This is a genomic window from Pseudomonas sp. SB113, assembly GCF_040754745.1.
Classification (GTDB): Bacteria; Pseudomonadota; Gammaproteobacteria; order Pseudomonadales; family Pseudomonadaceae; genus Aquipseudomonas; species Aquipseudomonas grimontii.
Map to the genome: position 1 here is coordinate 110,342 of NZ_JBFMHW010000011.1, position 22,781 is coordinate 133,122.

General features: G+C 61.9%; 20 protein-coding genes. 10 read left to right on the forward strand and 10 right to left on the reverse strand.

Annotated features, from left to right (window positions below; genetic code table 11):
* Positions 1–72: 72 nt before the first annotated feature.
* The 8 genes from AB1462_RS16490 to bioB form a co-directional block, all read right to left on the reverse strand.
* On the reverse strand, positions 73–1,362 hold the full coding sequence (locus AB1462_RS16490; protein WP_259193969.1) for a diguanylate cyclase: 1,290 nt from the start codon (positions 1,360–1,362) through the stop codon (positions 73–75).
* A 203-nt stretch (positions 1,363–1,565) separates the two neighbouring features.
* On the reverse strand, positions 1,566–3,371 hold the full coding sequence (locus AB1462_RS16495) for a phenylacyl-CoA dehydrogenase (RefSeq protein WP_259193968.1): 1,806 nt from the start codon (positions 3,369–3,371) through the stop codon (positions 1,566–1,568).
* Positions 3,372–3,622: 251 nt separating this feature from the next.
* A complete protein-coding gene (locus AB1462_RS16500; protein ID WP_065938217.1) occupies positions 3,623–3,904 on the reverse strand; it encodes a pyrroloquinoline quinone biosynthesis protein PqqE in 282 nt (93 codons plus the stop codon).
* Between the two features lie 106 nt (positions 3,905–4,010).
* Entirely contained in the window at positions 4,011–4,691 is a 681-nt protein-coding gene (bioD, locus tag AB1462_RS16505) for a dethiobiotin synthase (RefSeq protein WP_259193966.1), read from the reverse strand.
* Entirely contained in the window at positions 4,688–5,500 is an 813-nt protein-coding gene (gene bioC / locus AB1462_RS16510; RefSeq protein WP_367247370.1) for a malonyl-ACP O-methyltransferase BioC, read from the reverse strand. The genes bioD and bioC overlap by 4 nt, the downstream gene beginning before the upstream one ends.
* Positions 5,493–6,224 (reverse strand): alpha/beta fold hydrolase, encoded by a 732-nt coding sequence (locus AB1462_RS16515; protein WP_259193965.1) that lies wholly within the window; start codon positions 6,222–6,224, stop codon positions 5,493–5,495. Before AB1462_RS16515 ends, bioC begins: the two co-directional genes overlap by 8 nt.
* Positions 6,217–7,398 carry an 8-amino-7-oxononanoate synthase gene (gene bioF, locus AB1462_RS16520; RefSeq protein ID WP_090401779.1) on the reverse strand — a complete coding sequence of 394 codons (1,182 nt, stop codon included), beginning with the start codon at positions 7,396–7,398 and terminating at the stop codon, positions 6,217–6,219. The genes AB1462_RS16515 and bioF overlap by 8 nt, the downstream gene beginning before the upstream one ends.
* 140 nt (positions 7,399–7,538) lie before the next feature.
* Complete coding sequence (bioB, locus tag AB1462_RS16525; RefSeq protein ID WP_090401778.1) at positions 7,539–8,594, reverse strand: biotin synthase BioB; 1,056 nt, start codon at positions 8,592–8,594, stop codon at positions 7,539–7,541.
* A gap of 92 nt (positions 8,595–8,686) precedes the next feature.
* On the opposite strand from bioB, the gene AB1462_RS16530 reads away from it, so the two are divergent.
* The 5 genes from AB1462_RS16530 (at position 8,687) to rarD (ending at position 14,451) form a co-directional block, all read left to right on the forward strand.
* The gene (locus AB1462_RS16530; RefSeq protein WP_259193964.1) at positions 8,687–9,424 is read left to right on the forward strand and encodes a ComF family protein; all 738 of its coding nucleotides are present in this window, start codon (positions 8,687–8,689) and stop codon (positions 9,422–9,424) included.
* A gap of 52 nt (positions 9,425–9,476) precedes the next feature.
* A complete protein-coding gene (locus AB1462_RS16535) occupies positions 9,477–10,241 on the forward strand; it encodes a TOBE domain-containing protein (RefSeq protein ID WP_367247372.1) in 765 nt (254 codons plus the stop codon).
* Positions 10,242–10,320: 79 nt separating this feature from the next.
* The gene (locus AB1462_RS16540; RefSeq protein ID WP_090401775.1) at positions 10,321–12,219 is read left to right on the forward strand and encodes a PhoX family phosphatase; all 1,899 of its coding nucleotides are present in this window, start codon (positions 10,321–10,323) and stop codon (positions 12,217–12,219) included.
* A 179-nt stretch (positions 12,220–12,398) separates the two neighbouring features.
* Positions 12,399–13,373: a serine/threonine protein kinase gene (locus AB1462_RS16545; protein WP_090401774.1), complete on the forward strand. Its 975-nt coding sequence runs from the start codon at positions 12,399–12,401 to the stop codon at positions 13,371–13,373.
* 193 nt (positions 13,374–13,566) lie between these two features.
* On the forward strand, positions 13,567–14,451 hold the full coding sequence (gene rarD, locus AB1462_RS16550; protein ID WP_090401773.1) for an EamA family transporter RarD: 885 nt from the start codon (positions 13,567–13,569) through the stop codon (positions 14,449–14,451).
* Positions 14,452–14,670: 219 nt separating this feature from the next.
* On the opposite strand, the gene AB1462_RS16555 is transcribed toward rarD, so the two are convergent.
* A complete protein-coding gene (locus AB1462_RS16555; RefSeq protein WP_090401772.1) occupies positions 14,671–15,183 on the reverse strand; it encodes an ACT domain-containing protein in 513 nt (170 codons plus the stop codon).
* Positions 15,184–15,449: 266 nt separating this feature from the next.
* Between AB1462_RS16555 and AB1462_RS16560 the strand changes: the two genes are divergently transcribed.
* Positions 15,450–17,627, forward strand: coding sequence for a malate synthase G (locus tag AB1462_RS16560; RefSeq protein ID WP_090401771.1), 2,178 nt, complete (start codon positions 15,450–15,452; stop codon positions 17,625–17,627).
* Between the two features lie 174 nt (positions 17,628–17,801).
* Here AB1462_RS16560 and AB1462_RS16565 read toward each other — a convergent pair whose 3' ends face one another.
* Positions 17,802–18,248 (reverse strand): response regulator, encoded by a 447-nt coding sequence (locus tag AB1462_RS16565; RefSeq protein WP_090401770.1) that lies wholly within the window; start codon positions 18,246–18,248, stop codon positions 17,802–17,804.
* 247 nt (positions 18,249–18,495) lie between these two features.
* On the opposite strand from AB1462_RS16565, the gene AB1462_RS16570 reads away from it, so the two are divergent.
* The 4 genes from AB1462_RS16570 to AB1462_RS16585 all read left to right on the forward strand — a co-directional run bounded on the left by AB1462_RS16570 (position 18,496) and on the right by AB1462_RS16585 (position 22,706).
* The gene (locus AB1462_RS16570) at positions 18,496–20,418 is read left to right on the forward strand and encodes a putative nucleotidyltransferase substrate binding domain-containing protein (protein WP_186731539.1); all 1,923 of its coding nucleotides are present in this window, start codon (positions 18,496–18,498) and stop codon (positions 20,416–20,418) included.
* On the forward strand, positions 20,415–21,122 hold the full coding sequence (locus AB1462_RS16575; RefSeq protein WP_090401768.1) for a PolC-type DNA polymerase III: 708 nt from the start codon (positions 20,415–20,417) through the stop codon (positions 21,120–21,122). Before AB1462_RS16570 ends, AB1462_RS16575 begins: the two co-directional genes overlap by 4 nt.
* A 100-nt stretch (positions 21,123–21,222) precedes the next feature.
* Positions 21,223–21,741, forward strand: coding sequence for an RNA polymerase sigma factor (locus tag AB1462_RS16580; RefSeq protein WP_259193962.1), 519 nt, complete (start codon positions 21,223–21,225; stop codon positions 21,739–21,741).
* On the forward strand, positions 21,738–22,706 hold the full coding sequence (locus AB1462_RS16585; RefSeq protein ID WP_090401767.1) for a FecR domain-containing protein: 969 nt from the start codon (positions 21,738–21,740) through the stop codon (positions 22,704–22,706). Before AB1462_RS16580 ends, AB1462_RS16585 begins: the two co-directional genes overlap by 4 nt.
* Positions 22,707–22,781 lie beyond the last annotated feature (75 nt).

A 22,781-nucleotide genomic window follows, 5' to 3' on the forward strand; every position in this document is an offset into this window, starting at 1 on the left:
AGATCCTTTTAACCTACTGCCGGCCAGTGCCCCGGACAATCATTGTAGAACCGCTGAATACACCGCCATCACTCAACCGGCAGCGCCCTGCATACGCACCGCGCCGCGGCGGGTTTGTCCGGACGCGATCACACAGTTACGCCCCGCGCCCTTGGCGGCGTACAGCGCCTGGTCGGCGGACTTGAGCACTTCTTCAGGCGTGCGCTGGTCGATCTGGCGTTCGGCCACGCCGATGCTGACCGTCACCGACACACTCGACGCGCCGCTGCCCGCCCGGCGTTGACGGCCTTGTTGATCATCCTGGGGCCGGTCCGAGTTGCGCAGCTTGATGTCGTAGTTGGCGACGATCTCGCGGATTTCCTCCAGGTGCGGCATGCACTCATCCAGGGTCTTGCCGGCAAACACCACGGCGAATTCTTCACCGCCGTAGCGATAGGCACGCCCACCACCATTGACCTTGGACAGCTTGCTCGCCACCAGGCGCAGCACCTGGTCGCCCACATCGTGACCATGGGTGTCATTGAAGCGCTTGAAGTGATCGACGTCGGTCATCGCCAGCACATAGTTGCGCCCCAGCCGCTGCATGCGTTCATTCAGGGCACGGCGCCCCGGCAGGCCGGTCAGTTCGTCGCGGAACGCCATTTGATAGGCCTCGTGAGCCACGCCGGCGGCGATCATCAGCATGACCTGGCTGCACATGATATTCAGCGTAAACGGCAGGATGAAGGTCTGCGGCAACATCCAGAACAACCCCAGCAAGCCCACCAGTTGCGCGGCATGCAGCGGGCGCGGCTGGTACCAGTATTGCGCCGCCAGAGCGAGGAAGCCGACCAGGAACATCGGGTACGACAGCTGGATCAGGCTCATCCAGGTCCCATGCAGGGCGGGCCAGCGGATCTCCGCCAGCCAGTTCAGGAGTGCCTGGGGATAACTTTGCTCCAGGGCCAGCGCCACGCTGCCGATTGCCAGCAGCACCGCACAACGGGCGACGAAGTCGCGGAACAGGTGGGTCTTCTCCTGCCACAGCGCGTAGATGCTGAACAGCAGCGGCAATAACAGGCAACACAGGTGAAACACCACGGCCGCGTCTTCGCGCACGCGGCCATTGTCGCGGTAGAAGTCAGTCTGGGTATCGAGCAGGAAATAGGCGATGTACACCGTGATCATCAGGAACAATTCACGCTGACGGCGATACACCGCGCAGTACGAACCGCCCAGCAACAACACCAGGGTCGGCAATACATTGAACAGTGAAGTGAAGAAGACGCTGAGGTCCTTGACGTACGCAGCCGAGAGCCCGGCCAGTAACAGCAGCAACGAAGGGAGAAAGTGACTGAAACGTAAAGCAGACACGCGTGACAAGGGTAAACTCCGACCCGCAAAAAAGTAATGGCACTGTGCCTTGATGCGAACAGTTAAGCACAACCTGCCCATCGTGTATCACATCGCCATCACTGTAACGGCAGCCGGAGGCAATCCCTGAGCGCCGTACTGTGTTTTTTATCCCCCAATAAAAAACCGCCGCTCCCAAGGGAAGCGACGGTTTCAGATGAACCCGGTAAGGCTTAGTAAGCCAGGCCGAAGTCTTCTTCTTTCATGTCCATCAGGTTGTTGGCGCCCGACAGCATAGTCACCACGTGAGTGCGGGTACGCGGCAGGATGCGCTGGAAGTAGAACCGCGCGGTTTGCAACTTGGCGGTATAGAACGCTTCTTCGCTGGTACCGGCAGCCAGTTTTTCGGCCGCCAGGCGTGCCATGTCGGCCCAGAAGTAAGCCAGGCACGCGTAACCGGAATACATCAGGTAATCCACCGAGGCGGCGCCCACTTCTTCACGGTCTTTCATCGCGGCCATGCCGACCTTCATGGTCAACTCGCCCCACTCCTTGTTCAGCGCAGCCAGCGGTGTCACGAACTCTTTGACCGCTTCGTTGCCTTCGTTGGCCTGGCAGAACTTGTGCACGATCTTGGTGAAGCCCTTGAGCGCTTCGCCCTGGGTCATCAGCACTTTACGGCCGAGCAGGTCCAGCGCCTGGATACCGGTGGTGCCTTCGTACAGCATGGAGATACGGCTGTCGCGAACGTTCTGCTCCATGCCCCACTCGGCGATGAAGCCGTGGCCGCCATAGATCTGCACGCCGTGGTTGGCGGATTCAAAACCGACTTCGGTCATGAACGCCTTGGCAATCGGGGTCATGAATGCCAGCAGGCCGTCGGCCTGTTTCTTGGCCTCGTCGTCGGTGCCGTACTTGACGATGTCCACTTGCTTGGCGGTGAAGTACACCATCGCACGGTTACCTTCGGCGAAGGCTTTCATGGTCAGCAGCATGCGGCGCACGTCGGGGTGCACGATGATCGGGTCAGCGGCCTTTTCCGGCGCTTTAGGGCCAGTCAGGGAGCGCATCTGCAGGCGATCGCGGGCATATTTCAGGCCGCCCTGGAAGCCGATCTCGGCGTGGGCCAAGCCTTGCAGCGCGGTGCCCAGGCGAGCGGTGTTCATAAAGGTGAACATGCAGTTCAGGCCTTTGTTCGCCGGGCCGATCAGGAAACCAGTGGCCGCGTCGAAGTTCATCACGCACGTGGCGTTGCCGTGGATACCCATCTTGTGTTCCAGGGAACCACAGCTCACTGCGTTACGCGCACCGATCGAACCATCGGCGTCAGGCAGGAATTTCGGCACGATGAACAGCGAGATGCCTTTGGTACCGGCCGGCGCGTCCGGCAGGCGGGCCAGCACGATGTGGACGATGTTGTCGGCCATGTCGTGTTCACCGGCCGAGATGAAGATCTTGGTGCCGGAAACTTTGTAGGAACCGTCAGCCTGAGGCTCGGCCTTGGTGCGCAGCATGCCCAGGTCGGTACCGCAGTGTGGCTCGGTCAAACACATGGTGCCGGTCCATTCGCCCGATACCAGCTTGGTCAGGTAAGCCTCTTGCTGCTCGGGGGTACCGTGCTCGGAAATGGTGTTCATCGCACCATGGGACAGGCCAGGGTACATGCCCCACGACCAGTTGGCTTCGCCGACCATTTCGCTCACGGCCAGGCCCAGGGATTCCGGCAGGCCTTGGCCACCGTGCTCCACGTCGTGGGCCAGGCTTGGCCAGCCACCTTCGACGAATTGTTTGTAGGCTTCTTTGAAACCAGCAGGGGTTTTAACGCCAGACTCACTCCAGGTGCACCCTTCGATGTCACCCACGCGGTTCAACGGTGCCAGCACTTGCTCACAAAACTTGGCGCCTTCTTCGAGAATGGCGTCAACCATGTCCGGGGTAGCGTCCTGGCAAGCCGGCAGGCTCTGATAGTGCGCTTCATAGCCGAGCAGTTCGTCACGAACGAAGCGAATATCACGCAAGGGGGCCTTGTAGTCAGGCATAGCGATAAACCTCTGCTGATGTATCTGGAATGAACAACCGCGTGGATTTGTTATGGCGGTCAAACAGGTGTTTGAAACATACGTTTACGACCTAGGGATGTCAAGCGTCGTCCAGACACCGTTTGTCATGACGCGGGTCAATGGCAGGCATAGGGAGGCCTGCGGCGTCACGCCACAAGGTGTTCAGAAGAAAATGAAGGATTACGCAGGGCGACCAGCCTCAGGAAGAAGCCGGTCATACGAAAGAGGGATTAAGCGAAGGTGTCGATCAGGGTACCGAGCATTTCATCCGAAGCCTTGGCGACTTTGGCGCCCAACTCCACTTGAAACTTGCCTTGGGCCATTTCGACCATATTGCTCGCCGAGTTCGTCGGCTGGGCGCGGTCATTGGCTTGCAACCGGTCGCTCTGTGCGTCCGACGGCTGGGTGGTCGCGGCGCTGGCAATTCTGCCGGCGGCCTGGTCGACACGGCTCTGCCCGGCCTGAATAGTGCTCAGTCCCGAGTAAAACGCGCTGCTGCCAGAGATTTCCATGGCTTTAACCTGCCTTTAGAGAATCGTGAAGTTGAATTGAAGCAGACATCCTGGCAAAAAGCCCGTCAAAAACACTAATGGCATAATGCCTTGTCGATAGCCAGAATCAGTCAAGCAGGTCCAGTTGCAGGTGCTCAGCCACTGCTTCGGCGCTGGCGTGCTTGAGCTTGGGCACTCGGCCCAGGCACGGCGCGGGCAAGCGTTCGGCCAGGGTCGCGAGGTTTTCTTCCAGACGAGAGGTCTTGGGGTCGATGATATTCGCCACCCAACCGGCCAAGGACAAACCGTCCCGTGCGATGGCTTCGGCGGTGAGCAAGGCATGGCTGATGCAACCCAGGCGCACGCCCACCACCAGGATCACCGGCAACTGCAGCGCCATGGCCAGGTCCGACAGGTTGTCCTGATCGGCCAGCGGCACGCGCCAACCGCCCGCGCCTTCGATGAGGGTGAAATCCGCTTGTCGCGCCAGGATCTGCTGCATGGGTTTCAACAACGATTGCACCGTCAGCGCAACGCCTGCCTCCCGCGCGGCCAGATGGGGGGCGATGGCGGGTTCGAACGCCACCGGGTTGACCTCGGCATAACTCAACGGCAATGAACACTCGGCCAACAACGCCAGGGCATCGGCGTTGCGCAAGCCCTTGGGCGTAACTGCGCAACCGGAAGCCACGGGTTTTCCAGCCGCGGTGCTTTTGCCGGCTTGGCGCGCGGCGTGCAACAGGCCTGCGGCGATGGTGGTCTTGCCGACATCCGTATCGGTGCCGGTGATGAAATAAGCGGCGCTCATAGGGGCTTCTCCAGGACGGCGTACACCACTTGATAAGTAGCCGGCAGTCCCTCGGCCTGACGGAACTGCTCGTAGGCGTCTACCAGTGCAACAATCCGCGCACGGCCCGTCAACCCTCCCGGGCGGCCCGGATTGAGATTGTGCGCCCCCAGCGCCTTGAGTTCATGGGTCAGGCTGCGCACATCCGGGTAATGCAGCACATGGGGACGCCGCTCCAGGCTGGCCACGCGAAAACCACTGGCCGCGCACAACTGCTGGTACGCCTCAAAGGTGCGGAAGCGATTGACGTGCACCAAGCCATCCGCCGCCCGCCAGCTTTCGCGCAGCTCATCGAGCGTGCCGACGCACAAACTGGCGAACGCCAGCACGCCACCCGGTTGCAGCACGCGATAGGCCTCGCTGAGCACCGCATCGAAGTTCGCACACCACTGTACCGCGAGGCTGGAGAAGAGCAGCTCGAAGCTCTCAGTTTTTAGCGGCAAGCGTTCCGCATCACCCGCGACAAAATGATGCGCGCCACCCAAAGGCTGCGCATGGTTAAGCATGCCCTCGGCAATATCCAACGCCACACCTTGGCTGGCGGGCAACAACTCACCCAGCACACGGCTGAAATAACCCGTGCCGCAGCCCATATCCAGCCAACGCCGCGGCGTACACGCTGATGGCAGATGGGCCAGCAGCTCATGCCCCACCGCTCGCTGCAACTCGGCGACGCTGTCGTAACTGGCTGCCGCACGGGAAAACGACGCCGCCACCTGGCGCTTGTCCGGCAAGGCGCCCGGCAGGGAGGGATGGGATAAATCAGTCATCGACGCACTCATGCAAAAAAGCCTGGATGGCCCCCGCTACGCCATGGGGATCTTCCAGAAGAAAAGCGTGACCAGCCTGTTCAATCAGGCCGATTTCCACATCGGGGAGCAACACCAGCAGGTCGCTGGCGGCTTCGGCGGGCACCAATCCATCCATGCCCGCGAACAGGTGCAACTGTGGGCCGCGATAGGCCAGCAAGGCGTCGCGGGTGTCCAGTTGGGCCAGCAATTCCAGACCGGACATCAACACGCTGGACGCTGAATTCGGCGCGCCACTGACCAGCAGGCGCGACAGCCCGCGCGGGTCTTCGGCGCCTTTGGCGCACAACAAGCCGAAGCGCTTGAGGGTGACTTGGGAGTCGGCGTGACAGCCGGCCAGGAACGCATCGAAGGTCTCGGCGGGCATCGCATGGGGCCAGCCGTCGTGGGCGACGAAACACGGGTTGCTCGCCAGGGTCAGCAAGCCGCAGCAACGCTCGCCGCGCCGCGCCGCCAGTTCGGAGGCGAGCATGCCGCCGAGGGACCAGCCGCCCAGCCAGGCGTTGTCAGGCAGGGTGGCGTCGAGTTCATCGAGCCATTCATCAAGGTCGCTGGAATCGAGCGCCGGCAACGGCTCGATCTGCACCTGCAGGTGTTCGTCCAGGCCACGCAAGGCGGCAGCCAAAGGCTCCAGCGGCGATACGCCGAGGCCCCAGCCGGGCAGCAAGATCAGTCGATCACGCATGGTCGGGCTCCGTGGCACCAGACAAGCGGAAACACTCTTCCAATGCGTTTAACAACAGCTGCACCTGCGCCTCGCTGTGGGCTGCGGTCAAGGTCACGCGCAAACGCGCGCTGCCGGCGGGTACGGTGGGCGGGCGGATCGCCGTGACCATCAGGCCGCGTTCACGCAGCATCTGCGACAGGCGCATGGCTTTGGCACTGTCACCGATCAGGATCGGCTGGATCGGTGTAAAGCTGTCCATCAAGTCCAGGCCAAGCTGCTCGGCGCCCTGGCGAAACTGACGAATCAGACGGTTGAGGTGCTCGCGCCGCCAATGTTCGGTGCGTAGCAGCTCCAGGCTTTTCAGGGTGGCGCAGGCCAGCGCCGGCGGTTGGCTGGTGGTGTAGATATACGGCCGGGCGAACTGGATCAGGCTTTCGACCAAATCCTCACTGCCTGCCACAAATGCCCCAGCCGTGCCGAACGCCTTACCCAGGGTGCCGACCAGGACCGGCACGTCGTCCTGGCTCAAGCCGAAATGCTCGACGATCCCGCCGCCATTAGCACCGAGCGGACCAAAGCCATGGGCATCATCCACCATCAACCAGGCGCCTTTGGCCCTGGCTTCACGGGCCAACGCCGGCAGGTCGGCCAGGTCGCCGTCCATGCTGAACACACCATCGGTGACCACCAGCGTATTGCCAGTGGCTTTCTCCAGGCGCTTGGCCAGGCTGGTGGCGTCGTTGTGCAGGTAGCGATTGAAGCGCGCACCGGACAGCAAACCGGCATCCAGCAGCGAGGCATGGTTGAGACGGTCTTCCAGCACCGTATCGCCCTGCCCCACCAACGCCGTGACCGCACCGAGGTTGGCCATGTAGCCGGTAGTAAACAACAATGCCCGCGGGCGGCCGGTGAGGTCGGCGAGCGCTTCTTCCAGCTCATGGTGCGGCGTGGCATGCCCGACCACCAAGTGCGAAGCACCACCGCCCACGCCCCAACGGGCCGCCCCGGCGCGCCAGGCCTCGATCACTTGCGGGTGATTGGCCAGACCCAGGTAATCGTTGTTGCAGAACGCCAGGAGCGGTTGGCCGTCGACCACCACTTCCGGGCCTTGAGGGCTCTGGAGCAGCGGGCGTTGACGGTAAAGGTGTTCGGCACGGCGGGCAGCGAGGCGCGCGGAGAGATCAAAAGACATGCAGGCCTCGGTTTAATAGGTTCACTCAGTCAAATGTGGGAGGGGCCTGCCCCCGATTACGGTGGATCAGTCGGTAGATGTACTGACTGGACCGCCCTCATCGGAGGCAAGCCCCCTCCCACATTCGGAACTCATTTCAATCAAACAGCAGCGTTGTAGAACTGCTCGCTGCTCTTCTGCTCCACCAAGGCCTGCTCGATCGCCGCCTGGTGCACTTCATCCGCGTGCTCTTCACGGGCTTCCGGCAGGATGCCCAGGCGCGAGAACAGTTGCATGTCCTTGTCGGCCTGCGGGTTGGCGGTGGTCAGCAGTTTGTCACCGTAGAAGATCGAGTTGGCACCGGCAAAAAACGCCAGGGCCTGCATCTGCTCGTTCATCGCTTCGCGACCCGCCGACAGGCGCACATGGGATTGCGGCATCAGAATGCGCGCCACGGCCAGCATGCGGATGAAGTCGAACGGGTCGATGTCCTCGGCGTTTTCCAGCGGTGTACCGGCGACTTTCACCAGCATGTTGATCGGCACCGACTCCGGATGCTCCGGCAGGTTGGCCAACTGGATCAGCAGGTTGGCGCGGTCATCGAGGGACTCGCCCATGCCAAGGATGCCGCCGGAGCAGATCTTCATCCCCGAATCACGCACATAGGCCAGGGTTTGCAGGCGCTCGCTGTAGGTGCGGGTGGTGATGATCGAACCGTAGAACTCCGGCGATGTATCGAGGTTGTGGTTGTAGTAATCGAGGCCGGCCTGGGCCAGGGCTTCGGTCTGGTCCTGGTCGAGACGGCCGAGGGTCATGCAGGTTTCCAGGCCCATGGCCTTTACGCCTTTGACCATCTGCAGCACGTAGGGCATGTCTTTGGCCGACGGGTGTTTCCAGGCGGCGCCCATGCAGAAACGGGTCGAACCGATGGCCTTGGCGCGGGCGGCCTCTTCGAGGACCTTCTGCACTTCCATCAGCTTTTCTTTTTCCAGGCCAGTGTTGTAGTGGCCCGACTGCGGACAATATTTGCAATCTTCCGGGCAGGCGCCGGTCTTGATCGACAGCAGGGTCGACACCTGTACACGGTTGGCATCGAAGTGCGCGCGGTGCACGGTCTGCGCCTGGAACAACAGGTCATTGAACGGCTGCACGAACAGCGCTTTGACTTCGGCTAGGGACCAATCGTGACGCAAGGTGGCGGTGGTGCTGGCGCTCATGGGCGATTCCTTGATTATGCTTTGCCAAGCGCTGCGGAAAGGGCAATACCCACAGGCGCGACACGGATGCTCGGCATATTTAAGGAAGATTCATGCACTGTCAACCAAGATACAAACACGAAGTTTACATCTGGTTAAAAAACGCACAGAAGTGTTTAATCTGCGACGAGACGACTGAAACAGCCGACTGCGTCTGCAACGTCTGCGAAACCGAGCTGCCCTGGCTGATGGAGCATTGCGAAGTCTGCGCCTTGCCTTTGCCGATGGACGGTTTGGTCTGCGGCCAATGCTTGAAACAACCACCCGCCTTTAAACAAGTGATCGCCCCCTGGACCTACAGCTTTCCCGTGGACACCCTGATCAGTCGCTTCAAGCACCAGGCACGCTGGCCCCTCGGGCATATGCTGGGACGCTTGCTGGGGCAGCACTTGCAACATCGCTTCGACAACAACGAACTCACCCGCCCGGACATTCTGCTGCCGGTGCCCATGGCCCGCAGGCGCCTGCGTGAACGGGGTTATAACCAGGCGCTGATGCTGGCGCGCTGGCTCAGCGCCAACCTGAACCTTCCCTACGATGAACACCTGTTGCTACGCCCTCATGAAACCGTCGCGCAACAAGACCTCGACGCCAGGACGCGCAAACGCAACCTGCTCAACGCCTTCGCCCTGGCCCCTGACGCCCAGGTGCAAGGCCGCCACCTTGCGCTGGTGGACGACGTGCTCACCACCGGCGCCACCGCCCACAGCCTGGCGCGGTTATTGATCAACGCCGGGGCGCAACAGGTGGACGTGTACTGCCTGGCCCGCACGCCAAAGCCTGGCACTTGACTCTCATGCATCGCGGCCGCAACGTCCGCTCATCCCAACACAGCGTATGCCCATGTCTCTACCGACTTTGCTCAGCCAACATATTGTCCGCCGCCCCCAGCGGATTGCTCTGCTGGGGCATATCGCCGAGCAGGGCTCCATCACCCGCGCCGCCAAAAGTGCGGGCTTGAGCTACAAGGCCGCCTGGGACGCCATTGATGAGCTGAACAACCTGGCGCAAAAACCCTTGGTCGAGCGCAGTGTCGGCGGCAAGGGCGGCGGCGGTGCCCGACTCACAGCCGAAGGCGAACGGGTGCTGCGCCTCTATCAACGCCTGCAAGTGTTGCAGGCCGAAGTGCTCGGCTCGGACGAAGCCGCCAGCGACTTCAACCTGCTCGGCCGCTTGATGCTGCGTACCAGCGCCCGTAACCAGTTGCATGGCCAGGTCATTGCGATTGAACAGCATGGCCGCAACGACCTGATTCACTTGCGACTCGCTGGTGGGCTGACCCTGGCGGCGCAAATCACCCATGACAGTACGCAACGGCTGGAGCTGGAGATCGGCGTGGAAGTGGTTGCGTTGATCAAGGCCGGCTGGCTGGAATTGCTGGCGCTCAATAAACCTGCAACACCTGGACACAATTGCATGAGCGGGACCGTCGACGCGATTCTCGACGCCGAGGACGGCCCCAGCGAGGTGCGCATCGCCCTGCCCAATGGCCAGGTTTTATGTGCCCTGGCGCAGCCCGCCGTGCTCAAGGCCCTCGACGCCGCCGCAGGCCGGATGCTCCAAGTGCAATGTGCCCCCAGCAATGTACTGCTCGGCACGCCGGTGTAATCCGAGCGGATCTTCTAACTGCAACAATTTCGTCACGCCCGCTCCTTATGGTGTCTGCAAAAACCGCAGGGAGCCTGAGATGAGCCTATTAGAAGAAAACCAAGCCACCGACCTCGAACAGATGGTCGGCCTAACCCGCCGCCGCTTCATCGGTGCCGGCGCTCTGTGCGGTGCCGCGATGTTCCTCGGCGGCAACCTGCTGAGCCGCAGCGCCCTGGCCGTCAACGTCGCCTCCGCCAGCCCGCTGCTGGGCTTTACCAGCATCGCCGCAGCCACCAGCGACGCCATCACCCTGCCGCCGGGCTACAGCGCTTCAGTGCTGATCAGCTGGGGACAGCCGCTGCACAAGAGCGCCCCGGCCTTCGACCCGTCCGGCAATGGCACCGCCAAAGCCCAAGAGCAACAGTTCGGCGACAACAATGACGGCATGAGCCTGTTCGCCTTCCCCGGCGACGACAACCGCGCGCTGATGGCGATCAACAACGAATACACCAACTACCGCTACCTCTACGCCCACGGCGGCGCACCGCAATCGGCCGAAGACGTGCGCAAGGCCCAGGCCAGCGAAGGCGTGTCGGTGATCGAAGTACGGCGCAAGGGCGATACCTGGCAGTTCGTCCAGGACTCGCGCTACAACCGGCGTATCCACGGCAATTCACCGATCCGCCTGAGCGGCCCCGCCGCCGGCCACGAATGGTTGAAAACCAGCGCTGACAAGTCCGGCAAAAAAGTACTCGGTACCTTCCAGAACTGCGCCAACGGCAAGACCCCATGGGGCACTTACCTGACCTGCGAAGAGAACTTCACCGACTGTTTCGGCAGCAGCAACCCCCAGCAAGCGTTCGATGCCGGGCAGAAACGCTACGGCGTAGTGGCCGCCAGCAAAGAAATCAACTGGCACCTGCACGACCCGCGTTTCGACATGGCCAAGAACCCCAACGAACTCAACCGCCACGGCTGGGTAGTGGAAATCGACCCGTTCGACCCGCAATCCACCCCAGCCAAACGCACCGCCCTGGGCCGTTTCAAGCACGAGAACGCCGCATTGGCGCAAACCCGCGACGGCCGCGCCGTGGTGTACATGGGCGACGATGAACGCGGCGAGTTCATCTACAAGTTCGTCAGCCGCGACAAGATCAACCACAAGAACCCCAAGGCCAACAAAGACCTGCTCGACCACGGCACCTTGTACGTGGCCATCTTCGATGCGGGCGATGGCAACGCCGATCATCCGAAGGGCAAAGGGCAATGGGTAGAGCTGACCCATGGCAAAAACGGCATCGACGCCAGCACAGGCTTCGCCAGCCAGGCCGAAGTGCTGATCCACGCACGCCTGGCCGCCAGTGTGGTGAAAGCCACACGCATGGACCGCCCGGAATGGATCGTGGTCAGCCCCACCGACGGCCAGGTCTACTGCACCCTGACCAACAACGCCAAGCGCGGCGAAGATGGTCAACCGGTGGGCGGGCCCAATCCGCGTGAGAAAAACGTCTACGGCCAGATCCTGCGCTGGAAGGCCAATGCAGATGATCATGGCGCAGCGGACTTCAGCTGGGACCTGTTTGTGGTGGCCGGCAACCCTGGCGTGCATGCCGGCACGCCAAAAGGCGGCTCGTCGAACATCAACCCACAGAACATGTTCAACAGCCCCGATGGCCTGGGGTTCGACAAGGCTGGGCGCCTGTGGATCCTTACCGACGGCGACTACAGCAACGCCGGCGACTTTGCCGGCATGGGCAATAACCAGATGCTCTGCGCCGACCCGAGCACCGGGGAAATCCGCCGTTTCATGGTCGGGCCGGTGGCGTGTGAGGTGACGGGCATCAGCTTCTCGCCGGATCAGAAAACCCTGTTTGTGGGGATTCAGCACCCAGGCGAAACCGGTGGTTCGACCTGGCCGGAACACCTGCCGAATGGCAAGCCGCGTTCGTCGGTGATGGCGATTCGGCGGGATGATGGTGGGATTGTCGGCGCCTGATAGGCCGCCATCGGGGGCAAGCCCCCTCCCACAGGTGACCGCGTTTATCCTGTAGGAATGCGGTCCAGTGTGGGAGGGGGCTTGCCCCCGATGGCGATACTCAACTCGCCCCCTATCTCCAGCCTTGTGCGTTACCATACCCGGCCGGACGCGGCGCCCTGCTGCGCGCAGGAGTTCGCATGGCCCATCCGTTTGAAACCCTCACACCCGACCTGGTACTCGATGCTGTCGAAAGCATCGGTTTCCTCAGCGATGCTCGCGTTCTGGCGCTCAACAGCTACGAAAACCGCGTGTATCAGGTGGGCATCGAAGACTCCGAACCGCTGATCGCCAAGTTCTATCGCCCCCAGCGCTGGACCAACGAAGCGATCCTCGAAGAACACCGTTTCACCTTCGAGCTGGCCGACTGCGAAGTGCCGGTGGTCGCGCCGATGATTCATAACGGCGAAAGCCTGTTCGAACACGCGGGCTTCCGCTTCACCCTGTTCCCCCGCCGTGGCGGCCGTGCGCCGGAGCCGGGCAACCTTGACCAGCTCTATCGTCTCGGCCAGCTACTCGGCCGCTTGCACGCTGTGGGTTCTACCCGCCCGTTCGAACACCGCGAAGCCTTGGGTGTGAAGAACTTCGGCCACGATTCCCTCACCACCCTGCTCGAAGGCAACTTCATTCCCAAGAGCCTGCTGCCGGCCTACGAGTCCGTGGCCCGCGACCTTCTCAAGCGCGTGGAGGAGGTGTACAAGGCCACGCCGCACAAGAACATCCGCATGCATGGCGATTGCCACCCCGGCAACATGATGTGCCGCGATGAGATGTTCCACATCGTCGACCTCGACGACTGCCGTATGGGCCCGGCGGTGCAGGACTTGTGGATGATGCTCGCCGGTGATCGCCAGGAATGCCTGGGGCAGTTGTCGGAACTGATGGACGGCTACCAGGAATTCCACGACTTCGACCCGCGCGAACTGGCGTTGATCGAACCGCTGCGCGCGTTGCGCCTGATGCACTACAGCGCCTGGCTGGCACGGCGCTGGGATGACCCGGCGTTCCCCCACAGCTTCCCGTGGTTCGGCAGCGAGCGGTATTGGGGCGACCAGGTGCTGGCGCTGCGTGAGCAACTCTCAGCGCTCAACGAAGAACCGCTGAAACTCTTCTGACGGCTTTGGCTTTATGTGGGAGGGGGCTTGCTCCCGATAGCAGTGTGTCAGCTACAGATAAGCTAGCTGATACACCGCCATCGGGGGTAAGCCCCCTCCCACACAAAGCAGACCTCATTACCTAGCCAGTCCCATTGGTTGACAAATATCCTTACAATCGCGCTTTGTTAGCTGCCTAAGCAAGGATTCTGCAATGCAACCCGCCAACCCCCGCAAGGGGTACATCCTGGGCCTTAGCGCCTATGTCATCTGGGGTCTGTTCCCGCTCTACTTCAAAGCCATCGCCAGTGTGCCCGCCGCCGAAATCATCGTGCACCGGGTGCTCTGGTCGGCGTTGTTCGGTGGTTTGCTGTTGATGGTGTGGAAGCACCCCGGTTGGTTTCGCGAACTGCGCGACAACCCCAAGCGCCTGGCGATCCTGGCACTCAGCGGTTCGTTGATCGCCGGTAACTGGCTGACCTATGTATGGTCGGTGAACAGCGGGCGCATGCTCGAAGCGAGCCTGGGTTACTACATCAACCCGCTGGTGAATGTGCTGCTGGGCATGCTGCTCCTCGGCGAGCGCCTGCGTCGCCTGCAATGGGTGGCCGTCGGGTTGGCCGCGGTGGGTGTGGCGCAACAGGTATGGCAGGTGGGCAGCTTGCCGTGGGTATCGCTGGTACTGGCGCTGACCTTCGGTTTTTACGGCCTGATCCGCAAGCAGGCGCCGGTCAAGGCACTGCCGGGGCTGGTGGTGGAAACCTGGATGCTGGTGCCGATTGCGGTGGCCTGGTTGCTGTTCAACCCGTCGGCCCACAGTGCACAACTGGCGTTCTGGAGCACATCCGAAGCCTGGTGGCTGGTGGCCGCCGGCCCGGTGACGCTGATCCCGCTGGTGTGCTTCAACGCCGCCGCACGGCATTTGCCCTACACCGCGCTGGGCTTCTTGCAGTACGTGGCGCCCACCTTGGTGCTGCTTGAAGCGGTGCTGCTGTTCGGTGAGCACCTGGCGTCGAGCACGCTGCTCGCCTTTGCCTTTATCTGGGCCGGGCTGGTGGTCTACAGCGTCGATGCGTGGTTGACCGTGCGCAAACGCTGATCAAATAACATACAAACCTCTGCAAGCCCCAGCCGGCCTGGCTTGCAGAGATCCACCCCAAGGTTATCCACAACCTGATCCCCGCCATTTGTGCACAAGCCCTTGAAACTGCTCGTTTTTTGCTCAGCCCGCACAGAAGCCCGGCCGGCGTGGCCTGGCGCCGGGTCTCTACAGGTTATCCACAGGCCCATGCAAGATTTCCATGCATAACCTTGGGGGTTATTCCTCGCTGCGCAACTCCACCATCAGGTCATCGGCCAGGGTTTCCAGCGACGCCTGCAACTTATCCAGAGACAACGTCGACGGCACCTGCAACAACGCCTCCGCGCTGAACAGCGGGTCACCGCTCATCGGGGCCGGCCGTACATCGGTGCTCAGGCGTTCCAGGTTCACGCCCTGCTTGCTCAACAGCGCGGTAATCTCACGTACGATGCCCGAGCGGTCATTGCCAACCAAGGTCATCACAATCGGTTTGGAAGTGAATGCCTGCCCGGTGCTGCCCTCGCCTACCAGCACGCGAATGCCGTGGGTGGATAAGTCTTCCAGCGCCCCTACCAACGCCTGACGGTTTTCCGCTGGAACGCTGACCCGCAGGATCCCGGCAAATTGCCCGGCCATATGCGCCATTCGGCTTTCCAGCCAATTGCCGCCGTGGGCCGCAATGTTCTGCGCGATGCGTTCTACCAGGCCGGGTTTGTCGGCGGCGATAATAGTGAGTACAAGATGGTCCATGGCGAAGCCCTCTGAATTCAATCTACAAGGTGGACTCGGAAGCCCTCGAAAACAAATCGTGTACCATTTTTATATTTATCTGGAACAATCCAATAGTTTTTTGAGAACATCCGGTTCTCCGCTGTGACCGTACGACCAAAGTGGGTCGCTAAACGACGTATTTAGTCTAATTTTCACAACCGCAAGTCATCATGTAGTATGCCATCCCGTGCACTACATAATGAAAATCTGAATCAGCGCATAAGCTCCGCAGAGTGAGGCAAGCAATGACTGAACACGTTCAAGTCGGTGGCCTGCAGGTCGCCAAAGTCCTGTTCGACTTCGTGAACAACGAAGCCATTCCCGGTACCGGCATTACTGCCGACCAGTTCTGGGCCGGCGCCGACAAGGTCATCCACGACCTGGCACCGAAGAACAAAGCCCTACTCGCCAAACGCGACGATTTCCAGGCGCGGATCGATACCTGGCACCAGACCCACGCCAGCCAGGCCCACGACCCGGTGGCCTACAAAGCCTTCCTGCAAGACATCGGATACCTGCTGCCAGAAGCCGCAGACTTCCAGGCCTCGACCCAAAACGTCGATGACGAGATCGCGCGCATGGCCGGCCCACAGCTGGTGGTGCCGGTGATGAACGCCCGCTTCGCCCTCAACGCTTCCAATGCACGTTGGGGCTCGCTGTACGACGCACTGTATGGCACCGATGCCATCAGCGAAGCCGACGGCGCCGAAAAGGGCAAGGGCTACAACAAAGTGCGTGGCGACAAGGTGATTGCCTTCGCCCGTGCCTTCCTCGACGAAGCCGCGCCGCTGAGCGCCGGCAGCCACGTCGATTCCACCGGCTACAAGATCGTCGACGGCATGTTGATCGTCAGCCTCAAGGGTGGCAGCAACAGCGGCCTGCGTGACGACGCCCAGTTGATTGGTTTCCAGGGCCCTGCTGCCGAGCCGATCGCGATCCTGCTGAAACACAACGGCCTGCACTTCGAAATCCAGATCGACGCCAGCACCCCGGTCGGCCAGACCGATGCCGCCGGCGTCAAAGACGTACTGATGGAAGCCGCACTCACCACCATCATGGACTGCGAAGACTCCGTCGCCGCCGTCGATGCCGATGACAAGGTGGTGATCTACCGCAACTGGCTCGGCCTGATGAAGGGCGACCTGGCTGAAGAAGTGGCCAAGGGTGGCAAGACCTTCACCCGCACCATGAACGCCGACCGCGTCTACACCGGCGTCGACGGCCAGGACGTGACGCTGCACGGCCGTTCGCTGTTGTTCGTGCGCAACGTTGGCCACTTGATGACCATCGACGCGATCCTCGACAAAGACGGCAACGAAGTACCGGAAGGCATCCTCGACGGCCTGCTCACCAGCCTGGCGGCGATCCACAGCCTCAACGGCAACAACACGCGCAAGAACAGCCGCACCGGTTCGGTCTACATCGTGAAGCCGAAGATGCACGGCCCCGAAGAAGCCGCGTTCACCAACGAGCTGTTTGGCCGTATCGAAGACGTGCTGAACCTGCCACGCAACACCCTCAAGGTCGGGATCATGGACGAGGAGCGCCGCACCACGGTCAACCTCAAGGCCTGCATCAAGGCCGCCAGCGAGCGCGTGGTGTTTATCAACACCGGCTTCCTCGACCGCACCGGCGACGAGATCCACACCTCCATGGAAGCGGGCGCGATGGTGCGCAAGGCAGCGATGAAGGCAGAAAAATGGATCGGCGCCTACGAGAACTGGAACGTCGATATCGGCTTGAGCACCGGCCTGCAAGGCCGCGCACAGATCGGTAAAGGCATGTGGGCGATGCCCGACCTGATGGCGGCGATGCTTGAACAGAAAATCGCCCACCCCCTGGCCGGCGCCAACACCGCCTGGGTGCCATCGCCGACGGCGGCCGCACTGCACGCGCTGCACTATCACAAGGTCGACGTGTTCGCGCGCCAGGCCGAACTGGCCAAGCGCGAGCGAGCATCGGTGGACGACATCCTGACCATTCCCCTGGCCAGCAACACCGATTGGTCCGACGAAGAAATCCGCAACGAGCTGGACAACAACGCCCAGGGCATCCTCGGCTATGTCGTGCGCTGGATCGACCAAGGCGTGGGTTGCTCGAAAGTGCCGGACATCAACGATGTCGGCCTGATGGAAGACCGCGCCACCCTGCGCATCTCCAGCCAGCACATCGCCAACTGGCTACGCCACGGCATCGTCAACGAAGCCCAAGTGATGGAAAGCCTCAAGCGCATGGCGCCAGTGGTGGACCGTCAGAATGCCGGGGATGCGCTGTACCGTCCGCTGGCACCGGACTTCGACAGCAACATCGCGTTCCAGGCAGCGGTGGAACTGGTGATTGAAGGGACTAAGCAGCCGAATGGCTATACCGAGCCGGTGTTGCACCGTCGGCGGAGGGAGTTCAAGGCTAAAAACGGCCTGTAAATGAAAAAGCCCTGATCGTGAGATCAGGGCTTTTTCTTTGGGGCTTGTGGTGACTGGACAGGCGCCATCGGGGGCAAGCCCCCTCCCACAGTTGATCGTGATACATCCTGTAGTAATGCGGTCAACTGTGGGAGGGGGCTTGCTCCCGATGAGGCCGGTACATACACCACAAAATCAGGAAGCCATCCCCAACTCCCGCTTCACCAACTTCGCCAACTTCACGCTATCGATCGGCTTGAGCAAAAAGTCCACCACGCTCAAATGCATCGCATCGATCACATCCGGCGCTTCCGCGTCCCCCGACATGATGATGATGGGCAACGCCGCGCGAGTGGATTCGCGCACCTGGCGAATCAACTCGAGGCCATTGCTCGGCGCCATGCGCAGGTCGGTGATCAGCAAACCGATGGAGCTGCTGGACTTCAATAAATCCCACGCTGCCTCACCACTGTCGGCAGTCATGCAGCGAATACCGTCCAAGCCCAGGATCTCCGCCAGCAGTTCACGCGCGTCCTTGTCGTCATCAACAATCAACACGCGTTGTGGCGGTAAATCAGGCTCCAGCATCACGGCGCTCAGCGCCTCGCGCTCGGCATCACTCAAAATATCGTGGTCGGACATACGTTTCTCAGCAGTTCTCATCAATCCCCCCGTCACACTCGTCAGACATCTGCGGAAGGGCGATCAATGTGCACTTCGTCGGAAAGTTTGCCTAGTGGGTGTTCTACGGGGTTTGGACGATAGTCGTGTAAGGTTTTTCCTTAGTTCTGCGGCGTTTTCATCGACCTAGACTTACGTCCAATGGGCACCCGCCGCTCAGGAGTCGACCATGCAGGACGATAACGACAAAAAAATTGCGGTCATGGTTATGAGTAAAGCTGATGCTTTCGCACAGGCGGGAAAAACTGCTGTCATGCAGAACATCCACGGCACCCTGCAGTTCCTGCAACGCTTTCCGCCGTTCAACCAGATGGAAAACGCGCACCTGGCGTTTTTGGTGGAACAGTGTCAACTGCGCTTCTTCGGCCCCGGCGAGAGCATCCTCAAGCCGTCGGGCGGGCCGGTGGAACACTTTTACATCGTCAAACAGGGCCGCGTCGTGGGTGAACGGCCGGACGCCACGCAAGCCACCTTCGAAATTACCACCGGTGAGTGCTTCCCCCTCGCAGCGCTATTAGGTGAACGGGCCACCCGCACCGAACACAAGGCCGCTGAAGACACCTTCTGCCTGCAACTGAACAAGCCGGCCTTTATCAAGCTGTTCGCGCTGTCCAGCCCGTTCCGCGACTTCGCCTTGCGTGGCGTCAGCAGCCTGCTCGACCAGGTCAACCAGCAAGTGCAGCAAAAAGCCGTGGAAACCCTCGGCACCCAATATTCCCTGAACACCCGCCTGGGCGAATTGGCCATGCGCCATCCGGTCACCTGCAGCCCGCAGACGCCGCTGCGTGAAGCGGTAACGCTGATGCATGAGCAGCAGGTGGGCAGCATTGTGATCGTCGACGAACACAAGGCGCCCCTGGGCATTTTCACCCTGCGCGACCTGCGCCAGGTGGTGGCCGACGGCACCGGCGACTTCAGCCAGGGCATCGAAGGCCACATGACCCAGGCGCCGTTCTTTTTATCGCCGGACCACAGCGCCTTCGACGCAGCCATCGCCATGACCGAGCGGCATATCGCCCACGTCTGCCTGGTCAAGGACCAGCGCCTGTGCGGCGTGGTGTCCGAACGCGATCTGTTTTCCCTGCAACGGGTCGATCTGGTGCACCTGGCCCGCACCATCCGCAATGCGCCACGGGTGGAGAACCTGGTGGCGATGCGCGGCGAGATCGGCCAACTGGTGGAGCGCATGCTCGCCCATGGCGCGTCGTCTACCCAGATCACCCACATCATTACCCTGCTCAACGATCACACCGTGTGCCGGGTGATCGAGTTGACCCTGGCCGAAAAAGGCGACCCCGGCGTGCCGTTCAGTTGGCTGTGTTTCGGCAGCGAAGGCCGGCGCGAGCAGACGCTGTACACCGACCAGGACAACGGCATCCTGTTCGAGGCCAAGGACGCGGTGGAGGCCGCCGAGATTCGCGGGCGGCTGCTGCCCGTGGCGCAGCAGATCAACCAGAGCCTGGCACTGTGCGGGTTCAGCCTGTGCAAGGGCAACATCATGGCCGGCAACCCCGAGCTATGCCTGTCGCGGGCGGAATGGGCGCGGCGGTTTGCGGCGTTTATTCGCGAGGCGACGCCGGAAAACCTGCTGGGGTCGAGTATCTATTTTGACCTGCGCGTCGTGTGGGGCGATGAACGTGGCTGCGAGCAACTGCGCCAGGGCATTCTCGACCAGGTGGGGGATAACCGGCTGTTCCAGCGCATGCTGGCCGAGAACGCCTTGCGCCAGCGCCCGCCCGTAGGACGCTTTCGCGATTTTGTGCTGACGCGTAAAGGCGGGGAAAAGGCCACCCTCGACCTCAAGGTGCAGGGGCTTACCCCCTTTGTCGACGGCGCACGCCTGTTGGCCCTGGCCAACGGCATCCATGCCAATAACACCCTGGAGCGCCTGCGCCAACTGGTGGTCAAGGAAGTGATCGAGCCCCTGGACGGCGCCGCCTATGAAGAGGCCTATCACTTCATCCAGCAAACCCGCATGCAGCAGCATCAGTTGCAGACCCGCGAGAACCAGCCTTACTCCAACCGCGTCGACCCCGACAGCCTCAACCACCTGGACCGCCGTATCCTGCGTGAGTCCCTGCGCCAGGCCCAGCGCCTGCAAAGCAGCCTGACCTTACGGTATCAACTGTGAGCTTGTTTGACTGGCTACGCGCGACCAAACCCAGGCTGGATACAGCGCAACAACGGCGCCTGGAGCAACTCCCCAAGCCTCTTGTATTGGGCGACAACGCGTTGCGCAGCCAGCGCTGGGTGGTGCTGGACCTGGAAACCAGCGGCCTGAACCTCAACCGTGACCAGGTGCTGTCCATCGGCGCGGTCGTGATCGAGGACGGCGCGGTGGATTTTTCCCAACTGTTCGAGCGCACCCTGCACCGCGCCGAAACCAAACTCAGCCCCAGCGTGCTGATCCACGGCCTCGGCCCCAGCGCCATCGCGGCGGGCAGCGACCCGGTGGAGGCGTTGCTGGACTTCATGGAGTTTGTCGGCGACAGCCCGCTGCTTGCCTTCCACGCGCCATTCGATCAACACATGCTCGGCCGCGCCCTCAAGGACAGCCTGGGCTACCGCCTGGCCCATACGTTCCTCGATGTGGCCGACATCGCCCCGCTGCTCTGCCCCGAGGCGCATATCCGCGAAGCCGGGTTGGACGACTGGATCAACCACTTCAACCTGCACGTGGGCGAACGCCATCACGCCAGCGCCGATGCCCTGGCCACGGCGGAGCTGATGCTGATCCTGTTCAGCCGCGCGCGCCAGCAGCAGATCGACACGCCTCAGGCGCTGCAAGAGCGTTTGAGCCAATGGAAGCGGCGTAAACACGCGCCATCGTTTTAATGTCACCTCCCGACAGACGCTAATTGCGCCCGCCCCACACCTCTGACACAATCGCGAATAATTCTCGTTAGTTTAAACCTTTTGTTTATTCGGTGATGCCTTGTCGTCGGTCCAGAACCCACACAGTGAGCTTGTTGGTGCGTTGTATCGCGACCATCGTGGCTGGCTGTTGGCCTGGCTGCGGCGCAATGTGGCCTGCCCGAGCCGTGCCGAAGACCTGAGCCAGGACACCTTCATGCGCCTGCTGGGCCGTGAAGAGTTGCGCGAGCCCCGCGAGCCACGGGCGTTTCTGGTGGCTATCGCCAAGGGCTTGCTGTTCGACTACTTCCGCCGTGCCGCCCTCGAACAGGCCTACCTCACCGAATTGATGCTGATCCCGGAAAGCGAACACCCTTCGCCGGAAGAACAGCAACTGATCCTCGAAGACCTCAAGGCCATCGACCGCCTGCTCGGCAAGCTGTCGAGCAAGGCCCGCGCCGCGTTCCTGTATAACCGCCTCGACGGCCTCGGCCACGCCGAAATCGCCCAACGCCTGGGCGTGTCGGTGCCGCGTGTGCGCCAGTACCTGGCCCAGGGCATCCGCCAGTGCTACATCGCCCTGTATGGCGAGCCACTGTGACCTTTGTCAGCGCCAAGCCGGTGTCGGCCCGCGTGCTGGATGCGGCGATTGCCTGGCAGTTGTCCCTCGATTCGGGCGACGGCAGCCCGGTGGAGCACGAAGAATTCAGCAAATGGCTGGCCAGTGATGAAGAACACGCCCGTGCCTGGCGCCAACTGGGCATGCTCGACCAGCGTTTCAGCGTGGCTTCGGGCCCGGCGCGAGCGGCGTTGTTGCAATCGCGCGAGGGCATTCGCCAGCGTGTGCGCAAGCTTGGCAGCGGCCTGGCGAGTATTGCGCTGGTGTGCGGCCTGGCGTTGTTTGCCGGCGAACGCTACGTGCCGATCCACTATTGGCTGGCCGACCAACGCACCGCCACCGGCGAGCAGCGCACGCTGAAACTGGCGGACGGCACGTTGATCAACCTCAACACCCACAGTGCCATCGACGTGCGCTTCGATGAGAAGCGCCGGCTGATTGTGTTGCAGGAAGGCGAAATCCTCGTCGAGACCGGCCACAACGATGCGCGCCCGTTTTATGTGCAAACCCGCGACGGCAGCCTGCGCGCGCTGGGCACGCGGTTTATCGTCAAGCGCGAAGACGACGCCACGCGCCTGAGCGTGCTGCAATCGGCGGTGGGCGCCCAGCCCGAAGCGCTGGCGCAGGAACAGGTGTTCAAGGAAGGCCAGCAAGTGCTGATGCGCAGCGACGGCCTCGGCCCTGCCCTGGCCGTCACGCCCGCCACCGATGCCTGGACGCGCGGCATGCTGGTGGTCGACAACGCCCGCCTGGGCGATGTGGTGCAGGAACTCAGCCGCTACCGTACAGGCCATCTCGGGGTGGATAAAGACGTGGCCGACCTGCGCATCACCGGCAGCTTCCCGCTGCACGACACCACCCTGGCGCTCAACGCGCTGCTGCCGACCCTGCCGGTGCAGATCGAACAGCACACGCCGTGGTGGGTGACGGTCACGGGTAAGCCTTAGGTTCTGCGGCATCTGGGCGATCGCTATCAGGGGCAAGTCGAATCGTCGCACCGCCCCTCCCACAGGTTGATTTGC

What these genes read in the sequence shown, in the direction of transcription:
- bioD (WP_259193966.1), bottom strand. Translation starts at nt 4,691, where the DNA reads ATGAGCGCCGCTTATTTCATCACCGGCACCGATACGGATGTCGGCAAG.
- AB1462_RS16535 (WP_367247372.1), top strand. Translation starts at nt 9,477, where the DNA reads ATGTCTCTACCGACTTTGCTCAGCCAACATATTGTCCGCCGCCCCCAG.
- rarD (WP_090401773.1), top strand. Translation starts at nt 13,567, where the DNA reads ATGCAACCCGCCAACCCCCGCAAGGGGTACATCCTGGGCCTTAGCGCC.
- AB1462_RS16515 (WP_259193965.1), bottom strand. Translation starts at nt 6,224, where the DNA reads ATGCGTGATCGACTGATCTTGCTGCCCGGCTGGGGCCTCGGCGTATCG.
- AB1462_RS16560 (WP_090401771.1), top strand. Translation starts at nt 15,450, where the DNA reads ATGACTGAACACGTTCAAGTCGGTGGCCTGCAGGTCGCCAAAGTCCTG.
- AB1462_RS16540 (WP_090401775.1), top strand. Translation starts at nt 10,321, where the DNA reads ATGAGCCTATTAGAAGAAAACCAAGCCACCGACCTCGAACAGATGGTC.
- bioC (WP_367247370.1), bottom strand. Translation starts at nt 5,500, where the DNA reads ATGACTGATTTATCCCATCCCTCCCTGCCGGGCGCCTTGCCGGACAAG.
- AB1462_RS16495 (WP_259193968.1), bottom strand. Translation starts at nt 3,371, where the DNA reads ATGCCTGACTACAAGGCCCCCTTGCGTGATATTCGCTTCGTTCGTGAC.
- bioF (WP_090401779.1), bottom strand. Translation starts at nt 7,398, where the DNA reads ATGTCTTTTGATCTCTCCGCGCGCCTCGCTGCCCGCCGTGCCGAACAC.
- bioB (WP_090401778.1), bottom strand. Translation starts at nt 8,594, where the DNA reads ATGAGCGCCAGCACCACCGCCACCTTGCGTCACGATTGGTCCCTAGCC.
- AB1462_RS16565 (WP_090401770.1), bottom strand. Translation starts at nt 18,248, where the DNA reads ATGTCCGACCACGATATTTTGAGTGATGCCGAGCGCGAGGCGCTGAGC.
- AB1462_RS16530 (WP_259193964.1), top strand. Translation starts at nt 8,687, where the DNA reads ATGCACTGTCAACCAAGATACAAACACGAAGTTTACATCTGGTTAAAA.
- AB1462_RS16555 (WP_090401772.1), bottom strand. Translation starts at nt 15,183, where the DNA reads ATGGACCATCTTGTACTCACTATTATCGCCGCCGACAAACCCGGCCTG.
- AB1462_RS16570 (WP_186731539.1), top strand. Translation starts at nt 18,496, where the DNA reads ATGAGTAAAGCTGATGCTTTCGCACAGGCGGGAAAAACTGCTGTCATG.
- AB1462_RS16500 (WP_065938217.1), bottom strand. Translation starts at nt 3,904, where the DNA reads ATGGAAATCTCTGGCAGCAGCGCGTTTTACTCGGGACTGAGCACTATT.
- AB1462_RS16545 (WP_090401774.1), top strand. Translation starts at nt 12,399, where the DNA reads ATGGCCCATCCGTTTGAAACCCTCACACCCGACCTGGTACTCGATGCT.